The 9,217-nt window shown below is 52.1% G+C and carries 17 protein-coding genes; all 17 read right to left on the bottom strand.

What is annotated here, in order from left to right:
- Positions 1–2: 2 nt before the first annotated feature.
- Complete coding sequence (locus WC359_13810; GenBank protein MFA5401521.1) at positions 3–269, bottom strand: hypothetical protein; 267 nt, start codon at positions 267–269, stop codon at positions 3–5.
- A 1,421-nt stretch (positions 270–1,690) separates the two neighbouring features.
- Positions 1,691–1,888, bottom strand: coding sequence for a hypothetical protein (locus WC359_13815; protein MFA5401522.1), 198 nt, complete (start codon positions 1,886–1,888; stop codon positions 1,691–1,693).
- A complete protein-coding gene (locus tag WC359_13820) occupies positions 1,889–2,299 on the bottom strand; it encodes a hypothetical protein (protein MFA5401523.1) in 411 nt (136 codons plus the stop codon).
- Positions 2,300–2,623: 324 nt separating this feature from the next.
- Entirely contained in the window at positions 2,624–2,968 is a 345-nt protein-coding gene (locus WC359_13825) for a hypothetical protein (protein ID MFA5401524.1), read from the bottom strand.
- A 378-nt stretch (positions 2,969–3,346) separates the two neighbouring features.
- Positions 3,347–3,673: a hypothetical protein gene (locus WC359_13830; GenBank protein ID MFA5401525.1), complete on the bottom strand. Its 327-nt coding sequence runs from the start codon at positions 3,671–3,673 to the stop codon at positions 3,347–3,349.
- Positions 3,673–4,002, bottom strand: a complete 330-nt coding sequence (locus tag WC359_13835; GenBank protein MFA5401526.1) for a hypothetical protein — start codon at positions 4,000–4,002, stop codon at positions 3,673–3,675. The genes WC359_13830 and WC359_13835 overlap by 1 nt, the downstream gene beginning before the upstream one ends.
- 63 nt (positions 4,003–4,065) lie before the next feature.
- Positions 4,066–4,332, bottom strand: coding sequence for a hypothetical protein (locus tag WC359_13840; GenBank protein ID MFA5401527.1), 267 nt, complete (start codon positions 4,330–4,332; stop codon positions 4,066–4,068).
- Positions 4,329–4,745, bottom strand: a complete 417-nt coding sequence (locus tag WC359_13845; protein ID MFA5401528.1) for a hypothetical protein — start codon at positions 4,743–4,745, stop codon at positions 4,329–4,331. The genes WC359_13840 and WC359_13845 overlap by 4 nt, the downstream gene beginning before the upstream one ends.
- Positions 4,721–4,969, bottom strand: coding sequence for a hypothetical protein (locus WC359_13850; GenBank protein MFA5401529.1), 249 nt, complete (start codon positions 4,967–4,969; stop codon positions 4,721–4,723). The genes WC359_13845 and WC359_13850 overlap by 25 nt, the downstream gene beginning before the upstream one ends.
- An 818-nt stretch (positions 4,970–5,787) precedes the next feature.
- Positions 5,788–5,994 carry a hypothetical protein gene (locus tag WC359_13855; protein ID MFA5401530.1) on the bottom strand — a complete coding sequence of 69 codons (207 nt, stop codon included), beginning with the start codon at positions 5,992–5,994 and terminating at the stop codon, positions 5,788–5,790.
- Positions 5,991–6,476 carry a hypothetical protein gene (locus WC359_13860; protein ID MFA5401531.1) on the bottom strand — a complete coding sequence of 162 codons (486 nt, stop codon included), beginning with the start codon at positions 6,474–6,476 and terminating at the stop codon, positions 5,991–5,993. Before WC359_13860 ends, WC359_13855 begins: the two co-directional genes overlap by 4 nt.
- On the bottom strand, positions 6,473–6,814 hold the full coding sequence (locus tag WC359_13865; protein MFA5401532.1) for a hypothetical protein: 342 nt from the start codon (positions 6,812–6,814) through the stop codon (positions 6,473–6,475). The genes WC359_13860 and WC359_13865 overlap by 4 nt, the downstream gene beginning before the upstream one ends.
- Positions 6,804–7,160: a hypothetical protein gene (locus WC359_13870; GenBank protein ID MFA5401533.1), complete on the bottom strand. Its 357-nt coding sequence runs from the start codon at positions 7,158–7,160 to the stop codon at positions 6,804–6,806. The genes WC359_13865 and WC359_13870 overlap by 11 nt, the downstream gene beginning before the upstream one ends.
- Before the next feature lie 386 nt (positions 7,161–7,546).
- Entirely contained in the window at positions 7,547–7,873 is a 327-nt protein-coding gene (locus tag WC359_13875; GenBank protein ID MFA5401534.1) for a hypothetical protein, read from the bottom strand.
- Positions 7,873–8,106: a hypothetical protein gene (locus tag WC359_13880; GenBank protein ID MFA5401535.1), complete on the bottom strand. Its 234-nt coding sequence runs from the start codon at positions 8,104–8,106 to the stop codon at positions 7,873–7,875. Before WC359_13880 ends, WC359_13875 begins: the two co-directional genes overlap by 1 nt.
- A gap of 410 nt (positions 8,107–8,516) precedes the next feature.
- Positions 8,517–8,897: a hypothetical protein gene (locus tag WC359_13885; GenBank protein MFA5401536.1), complete on the bottom strand. Its 381-nt coding sequence runs from the start codon at positions 8,895–8,897 to the stop codon at positions 8,517–8,519.
- On the bottom strand, positions 8,873–9,121 hold the full coding sequence (locus tag WC359_13890) for a hypothetical protein (protein ID MFA5401537.1): 249 nt from the start codon (positions 9,119–9,121) through the stop codon (positions 8,873–8,875). The genes WC359_13885 and WC359_13890 overlap by 25 nt, the downstream gene beginning before the upstream one ends.
- Positions 9,122–9,217: the final 96 nt, after the last annotated feature.

Consider the following 9,217-nt stretch of genomic DNA (forward strand, 5'->3'; position numbering starts at 1 on the left):
TACTAGGATTTAAGGAATCCGTATTTCTTGATATACGGATACCCAGCGACCACATTCACGAGAGCAAAAATGTAACCGACGAAAAGCCAGAATTCTAGCAACCCTTCCCCTACCGAATTGACGTCTATGATGACGTAATAGCGGTAATCGGGCTGGATAAACGCAAGAAACCACAGGTTCCAGAAAAGGATAACGGCTGCGACAGTAAGCGCGATTGTGTAAACGACGCATCCAAGCCAGAAATAATCGCTCCATGTCAGCCTCCTCATAAGAATTGCTCCGGCTGCTGCTGCTGCTGCTCACCGGCTGGCTGCTGCTGACCGTCCATGAATCCCTTTATAAACGGCCTGATAAGGGGTTCGTATTTATCGAGAGCCGAAGCCAAACCGGGCGGTTCCTCGTCTGGGATTTCTTCAATTCCCAGCCTACCGAGTAGCGAATATACCCATTCCGGCGTAGCCTCTTGCTGACTTGGGCTCGGGGTTGGAGCCGGTGCATTTCCCCGCGCCGCCCGAACCTGCGACATCCTACGCGAGCGCGCGGCCTCCATGTTAAATTGTGATGTTTTAACATCTTTCCACGTCCTTAATACGAGAAATAACGCGATTGTGACAACCGCGCCACATATGAGTAACTCCATTTCATACATGATTGTTCACTTTCACATCGCACCCATAAGAAGCCAGCGGGCCTAACAAGCGCCGGGCCTCATCCAAGTCAACGCCATGAGTGTCAACAGTGACGGCCCAGCCTCCACCCGCGACCCCTGTCCAAGACCTACAGCGCGGTTTTGGCGGTTGTAACCACGAACCCCGCTTATCTATCCACTCATCAGGCCCCGGAGGTTCCCAGCGCGCCTCCATAAGCCTCTGCCAAGTCATGCACCCAGCGACAAAGCCACAGTGTTTGATAATCTGGTGGAACATTCTGCGAGAGCCTCTGAACACCCAGCGCACCCCACAACTGTATCGCACGAGTGCATCTTGATCAGCGATGTATTGTCGTAAGAGATATCGAGCCAAGCCCCGGCTACCGCCTCCCCGGACAGCATCCGTTGCGCGGATGTCGACAATACCCGCGCCCCGTAACTCCTTCCAATTATCTGACAGCCACCGCTGGGGGATATAATCGCCGAAGTATGGCACGTGCAGGACTCCGTTGCCTTCCATAGTCTCAACTTTAAGGTAATTAATTTCCAGTTTTTTGAGAATTGCGCCTTGGTAGTAGCGCCTAACATCTGTTGCATTGATATAACCTCCTTTTATCAGTTTTGCAGGGGTTAACCGGTTGATTCTGTCCTTTAACCGCTGCCATGCTTTACCTAATGGTAAAACGTTTTCATCTGTCGAACTGGTTAAGGTCATGAACCGCAACCGCTCCCCCTGATGCCGGGCTATGCCTGACTGGAGAGCGTGCCATAATCGGCCTCGTTTCCGCTGTTCTGCGGTTCTCCGTTGCGCTGCGTAGTTATGACTATTAATATCAAGTGAAGGGGGGGAATCTTCCAGCCCCGGAAAGTGACCCTGTATAGCAGGGGGTGAATCCCCCAGCGCCCCCATGCGGCCCTGATGGGCCTGACAGGATTGGGGTGCATCGGTAGAGCCGAAATCGTTAAGTGTTAACAACGTTTACATAAGAGTGTCCGGGAAGACACCACTCCTTTTTAGACCTTAACGCGGCCCAGTCGTTTTCATGATCCTTTGACCTGTAACGCAGGCAGGGTAAAGCCAGCAATACCGGCAACGGCTCCCACTGCGACAATTAATGCATTCTGACCTTGCTGAAAGGCCATCGCGGATATAGTGATTGCAGCAATTGCGGCAATCGCGGCGATGTTCGTCCAATTCACAGGGCTTTGTGCAGGGGTTGTTCCGGTAACTTCTGTCATTTACAGGCCCCACGTTTGAACAAGTCCGGGCTGATGTTCACGATACCAGGGTAACGTGTGGCATTGATGGGTAGAGAAATCGAAGATTTCACCCGTAAGAGTGTTCCTATCGAATTTCACGCAGCCCATAATGTCTTTTGTCGTATTCGGCCCGATGGTGACAATTCCAGACTGAAGTATCAGGGGGTTCCCCGGTAGCGTTAAATCTTGAAGGATATCAGCGCCGCCGAGGTCTTGACCAGTATCGACAATCCGAAAATTGGCTAAGGCCTCCTGAACAGCCTGTAATGCAGGAGTCTGGATAATGGGGGTTGTTGCAGGCTGAAATGCTGTTACAGGGTTTATACCCTTTTTTGTGAGCAGCAGCAGACCAGCAGCCAGAGCCCCGACAAGCAGGACGTTTTTATCCATTATACACACTCCACATTGTAAATGCAGCCATCAGCGCCCCGGTTATAATTGAATCCACCCGGGCATGTATGAATGTCAAAGGGATTCGTAACACAGGCCCCCTGTGTCGGTACGGTAGCAACTGGACAGAAATCTTTCGCACCGAGGGCACAGAGGATTGGATTGACGTAGTGATAGTCCTCGGGGACTATCGGAATCTGACCAGCGCCCGGAAACGGGTTATTCGCCGTTGGGGTGCTGGTTGATGGGTTTAGCCATTTATAGGCAATAAACCCAGCGACACCCACGGCAGCAAGCCCGATGATAGCGCCCGTCCATTCATTTCTAGCCATTTTGACACGTTCTCCAGAAGATTGTGAAGTAACCGGAGATCCCATCACTCCATACCGTCGTAATGGTTGCAGACGGTGAAAGAATGATATCCATAGGAACCTCTTCGCTCACGGTGTATCCGGCCTTGATGATTTTAGCCCAGAAGGCTTTCCCGGCCCCGCCAATCCACGTGCGCATGTCGATTGTTAAATCAGTGCCATATCCATTCTGCATTGAGAAGGAAATCCGGTCAATGATAATGCGCTGTCCGGGGATAGCGGTAAGGTCATCCCCGGTAACCGTTTGAGCGCCGGTTGCAGCAACACGGCTGACCATTGTTACGCGGTTAGAGGTCATGGAGCAACACCAGTTCCTGATTCAATCCGGTAGTGAACACCACAATTCCGGTTACCAACGGCAGTACTGCATGTAGCAATCACAGCGGTGTTTTCGTCCGTTAAGAGATTACACTGCATGGCAGCGGTGCATGGCAGCGCCGGAGGTGCGGTAAGCATCAGCACTTGGAAGGGGATTTTTGGAGCCCCACCGACAGTTACCTGAACCATTACAGCGGTATTCACGCTTGTATCATCAGATGCGGAAATCCAGATAGCAAGAATCCGAATCCGTTTCCCGGCCCCCGGTGCAGCAACGATATTAGCGCCGCCTACACTGGCTACCGCTGAAGAACAGAGGTTAGCCGATGGTGCGAGGGCTTGAGATGACATGGTCACCTCACGCCAGTTGCTTGAACTGAATCATCCGGCCCGCGTTGATGCCGATTGGTGACGGGAGACGGTTGTTAATGGTGTTAACAAGTCCCGGCTGATACAGGGTGTTCCCGCTGTCAAGCCCGTTGACCCGGAGGTTCAACTTCGTAACAGCACCGGCAGCACTGACAGCAATATCAGTGATGTAGAGTTTTTCCGGCGTGTTATAGAATTGCTGGCCTGAATTGGTGAACACGATGTAGTTCGTGTCAACGTCGGTAGCGGTGAATGGCTCAATGATGGTGCGGCCCGATGCCGTTCTCATCACAATCTGACCTGCATAGGCAGCCATTACAGAAACGCCCCCTGATTGTTGGTATTTCCACCGGGTAACAGGTTTGTTAACATTGGTGCGACATTCTGACCCAGCGCGACCCCTGAAAGAGTCATAAGCGTTGGATTCTTCATCAGGTAACCGACACCACCGTAAGCCAGCGGGGTTCCCCATCCGGGGATATACTGGTTTGCGACGGGTGCGGCGATACCTGCGACGAGACCGGGAAGAACGTTCTGTTTAACGGTTCCCATTATCCCGCCGAAGCCCCCGCGAGACCCGGACGAGCGCCGGCGCGGTGCGGCTTTGCGGTATACGACACGTGTGCGTGCCCTTGACCTTGCCATAGTTGTTTTCCTCACGATACGTTTCTTTTGTGCCATACAGCACCAAAAAGAGAAAAGGGGTTACTAGGATTTAAGGAATCCGTATTTCTTGATGTACGGATACCCGGCGACCACATTAATGAGAGCAAAAATGTAACCGACGAAAAGCCAGAATTCCAGCAACCCTTCCCCTACCGAATTGACGTCTATGATGACGTAATAGCGGTAATCGGGCTGGATAAACGCAAGAAACCACAGGTTCCAGAAAAGGATAACGGCTGCGACAGTAAGCGCGATTGTGTAAACGACGCACCCAAGCCAGAAATAATCGCTCCATGTCAGCCTCTTCATAAGAATTGCTCTGGCTGCTGCAGGTGCTTATATTCCTCCGGCATTGTAACGGGATCGGGAACATCACCGGCTGGCTGCTGCTGTCCGTCCATGAATCCCTTTATAAACGGCCTGATAAGGGGTTCGTATTTATTGAGAGCCGAAGCCAAGCCGGGCGGTTCCTCGTCTGGGATTTCTTCAATTCCCAGCCTACCGAGTAGCGAATATACCCATTCCGGTGTAGCCTCTTGCTGACTTGGGCTCGGGGTTGGAGCCGGTGCATTTCCCCTCGCCGCCCGAACCTGCGACATCCTACGCGAGCGCGCGGCCTCCATGTTAAATTGTTGTGTTTTAACACTTTTCCACGTCCACATTACGATAAATATTGCCGCGATTGTTGCGGCTAACATCATTCCTGTTTCAAGGTCTGACATAGTTGTTCACTTTCACGCTGCATCCATAAGAAGCCTTGCCGGGTATCACAGGCTAGTAACTGTTTGGCTTCGTTCATGTCTACGCCAGCGGTATCAATGGTGATAGCCCAGCCTCCACCCGCGACGCCTGAATAAGACCTATGGCGTGTCTTGGGTGGGGTCAACCACGACCCGCGCGTATCTATCCACGTCCCTGCGTCCGGAGGTATCCAGTGTTTTAACATGAGCGCCTGCCATGTCAGCACGCCGCTTGTGAATCCTTCAGTCCTAATAATCTGATGGAAGATTCTTCTAGAGCCCGGAAACACCCAGCGCACCCCGCATGAGTATCTAACAAGCGCATCTTGATTGGCGACATACTGCCGGAGGATATAACTAGCAAGTCCCCGGCTGCCACCTGCCCGGCTAGGACTGCTTGCGCGGATGTCAACTTGATATGCGCCTCGCAAGTCCTGCCAATGGGCTGCCAACCAGTCATGCGGGATATAGTCCCCGTAATAGAGCACATGCAGCACTCCGTTTCCTTCTCGCGTTTCAACTTTAAGGTATGACAGGGATATTGGCTTGAGCAAAAGACCCCCGTAGTATCTCCTAATATCTGTTGCATTGATGTAACCTCCTTTAAGCAGCCGGGCAGGGGTCAACCGGGTTATCCGGTCTTTTAACCGCTGCCATGCCTTACCAAGTTCAAATATCTGTTCTTCTTCTTCCGGGCTGGTCAAAGTCAGGAACCTTAACCGCTCCCCCTGATGCCGGGCTATGCCTGATTGTAGTTGATGCCATAACCGGCCTCGTTTTCGCTCTTCAGCGGTTCTCCGTTGGCCTGCGTAGTTATGACTATTAATATCAAGATAAGGGGCGGAATCTTTCTGCCCCGAAAAGTGATCCTGTATATCAGGGGGAGAATCCCCCAGCGCCCCCTGCGAGACAGGATTGTTCTGCATCGGGGAGCCGAAATCGTTAAGTGTTAACAACGTTTACATAAGAGTGTCCGGGAAGACACCACTCCTTTTTAGTTCTTAACGTGAACCATCCGTTTTCATTACCCCTGCGATATCTTCAGAGCAGGCAGCGTGAATCCAGCAATACCGGCAATTGCACCTATTGCAATGGCAAAGGCTGTTGTTGATGCAGTGAACGCCAATGCCGCAATGGTGATTGCAGTTATTGCAGCAATCGCGGCGATGTTGTTCCAGTTCACTTCCGCCATTGCGGATTGTGCAACGGTTACAGCGGGTGCATCGGTCATAGGCTAGGATCACTTATCCGCCACGTGGCAACGAGTCCAGGCTGATTGATTTTATACCATGCGATGTCATGGCAAGCCCTTGTGCTCATATCCCAAATCTGGCCGGTATGGGTTGCTTTGTCGTAGGACTGACAGCCCATGATGTCACGGGTTACATTAGGACCTAGGGTAACAATCCCAGCCTGAAGTTCCAAAGGATGACCGGCAAGACCTAAATCTTGAAGGACATCAGCGCCTTGAAACTTTACACCGGTATCGACCACGGCCACGGATTGCCGAGCCTCTTCTATGGCCTGCTTGTTTCCAAGGTTCAGGAGAGGGGGCTGCTCGAAGTTTTCACCAGTGTTAACCGGGCTGCTGCCTCCGGATGTGGCCTGAGGCATTTCAGCGCCGAGATACCCGGATTGCGTCGAACTCTTCCGAGTCAGAGCAAACAAGGCAACCAGAGCGCCGCCGAGTATGAGGATGTTTTTATCCATCATGCACACTCCACGTTGAAAATGCAGCCGTCAGAACCCCGGTTATAGTTGATACCACCCGGGCACCCGGACGCAGCACGTGCAGCAAAGGCATCTGTTACACAGGCTCCGGCGATTGGGGTGCTTGACACTGGACAGAAGTCTTTAGCCCCCAATGCACAGAGAATTGGATTGACGTAGTGATAGTCCGCTGGGACTACCGGAATCTGACCAGCCCCGGAAAACGGATTATTTGCCGTTGGGGTGCTGGTTGAGGGATTTAGCCATTTGTAGGCAATAAAGCCAGCGACGGCTAAAGCCCCCAGTCCGATCACAATTCCAGTGTAGTCTTTAACTGACATTGCACAGCCTCCATGTTACGGTAAAGTAACCGCTGATGCCATTCGACCAGACCGGCGCGAATGACTCGTTTTCTTTCAGGATGATGTTAATCAGTTCATTTTCATCCAAGTGCTCGCCGGGTTCAAGCCATTTAGCCCAAAATGCGCCTTGTGCTCCCTGCATCCATTTTCTCATGTCGATTGTTACGCCGCCTTGTGGGACAGCATCAGCCTCGACAGAATAAATGAAGCGGTCAATAATGATGCGCTTGCCGGAAATACCCTGAACTGTGTCACCAAAGACTGTAAAAGCCCCGGTGCTGGCTGTCCGGTAGAACATGGTTACAAAAGTGCTTGGTGCGCTCATGATGTCCCCGTTCCTTTTTCAATCCGATATTGGACGCATACGGCATATCCCCCGTTGGTCACATCAGCCCCGCCACACTTCGCGGTTAATCCGGTGTTCTCGTCGCATAGGATGTTACACTGCATAGCCATGTTAATTTGAGCAGAGATAGCCCCGTTAAGCCCGAATTTAATCCACGGGGAAGCAAACCCGCCAGCAGAGTATTGAAGAGCCGCGTAGGTTGTCCCCGCTGCGCCCGTCGCAATCCCTAGAATCTGAACACTTAAAATCCTGATGCGCTGCCCGGCTCCCGGTGCTACCTGTATGATACCCCCGGCTAGAGTGGCAAAATTCTGCCCCGCCTGATTAGCATACAGGTTATCCAAGGAGTGTTGAGCCATGAGAGATCACGTCAACTGCTGGAACTGAATCATCCGGCCTTTAGAAATACCAATCGGGGACGGAACACGGTTATTGATGGTGTTCAGCGTGCCGGGCTGGTAGATAGTGATACCGCTGTCAAGACCGCCGACCTTCAGATTAAGCCTTGTTACGGCTCCTGCTGCTGAAGAGGCAATATCGACAATATACAGGTCTTCCGGCGCTGTATAGAACGCGTTTCCGCTGTTTGTAAACACCATGTAAATGGCGTTAACATCTGTGCAGGTAAACGGCTCTATAATTGTCCGACCTGATACGGTTCTCATCACTACTTGGCCTGCGTATGCTGCCATTAGAGGAACCCTCCTGAAGAAGTGCTTCCACCGGGAATCAGACCGCTAACCATAGGGGCGACCTGTTGACCCGCTGCGATACCGGATAACGTCATGAGGGTAGGATTCTTCATGAAGTATCCAACGCCACCGTATGCAAGAGGTGTGCCCCACCCGGGGACAAACTTGTTTGCAATCGGCGCGGCAATACCGGCAAGGATACCGGGCAGGAAACTCTGTTTAAGTGTCCCCATGACCCCGCCGAAGCCTCCACGGGACGCGCTGCGCCTGCGTGGGGGAGCCCTGCGATATACAACCCGGCGAACCGGGCTAGACCTGCGTCTTGGCATTGTTCTTTTCACCTTACGAATAATTTTTCTTCGTGCCATACAGCACCAAAAGAGAGAGAGGGGTTATAAGGATTTAAGTTCTTGCTGGAATCCGTGCCAGTTGGCTACAAGAAAGAGCAGGCTAAACAGATACAGCGCAAAAAGGCATAATTCAGCGAAAGCCTCATTGCAGGAGTTAACCGAAATAGCGACATAGTAAATAAAGCCCGGCGAAAAGAAGGCAGAGAACCACAGCATCCAGAATAAAAGCAGGCTTGCAAAAGTAACACCAATTGCGACGGCTGCAAAACAAACATAGCACCATAAAAATAGCCTCATAGGAACCCCGGTTGCTGGCTTAAAGGGGCTCCCTGCTGCTGCTGCTGGCCTTCCATCATTCCTTTAATGAACGGTGCGATAAGGGGTTCGTATTTATCGAGAGCCGCAGCCAGCCCGGCAGGCTCCTCTTCTGGTATTTCGTCAATTCCCAGCCGTTCAAGTAGCGAGAATACCCATGGCGGTGTAGTCTCTTGCTGACCAGCGATCGCGGTTGTAACCGGTGCATTTCCCCGCGCCGCCCGAACCTGTGACATCCTACGCGAGCGCGCGGCCTCCATGTTAAATTGCTGTGTTTTAACACTTTTCCACGTCCACATTACGATAAATATTGCCGCGATTGTGGCGGCTAACATCATTCCTGTTTCAAGGTCTGACATAGTTGATCACTTTCACGCTGCATCCATAAGAAGCCTTGCCGGGTATCACAGGCTAGTAACTGTTTGGCTTCGTTCATGTCTACGCCCGCGGTATCAATGGTGATAGCCCAGCCTCCACCCGCGACGCCTGAATAAGACCTATAGCGTGTCTTGGGTGGGGTCAACCACGACCCGCGCGTATCTATCCACGTCCCCGCGTCCGGAGGTATCCAGTGTTTTAACATGAGCGCCTGCCATGTCAGCACGCCGCTTGTGAATCCTTCAGTCCTAATAATCTGATGGAAGATTCTTCTAGAGCCCGGAAACACCCAGCGCACCCC

The sequence above is a fragment of the Dehalococcoidia bacterium genome (assembly GCA_041653995.1).
In the GTDB taxonomy this organism is placed as follows: domain Bacteria; phylum Chloroflexota; class Dehalococcoidia; order GIF9; family UBA5629; genus CAIMUM01.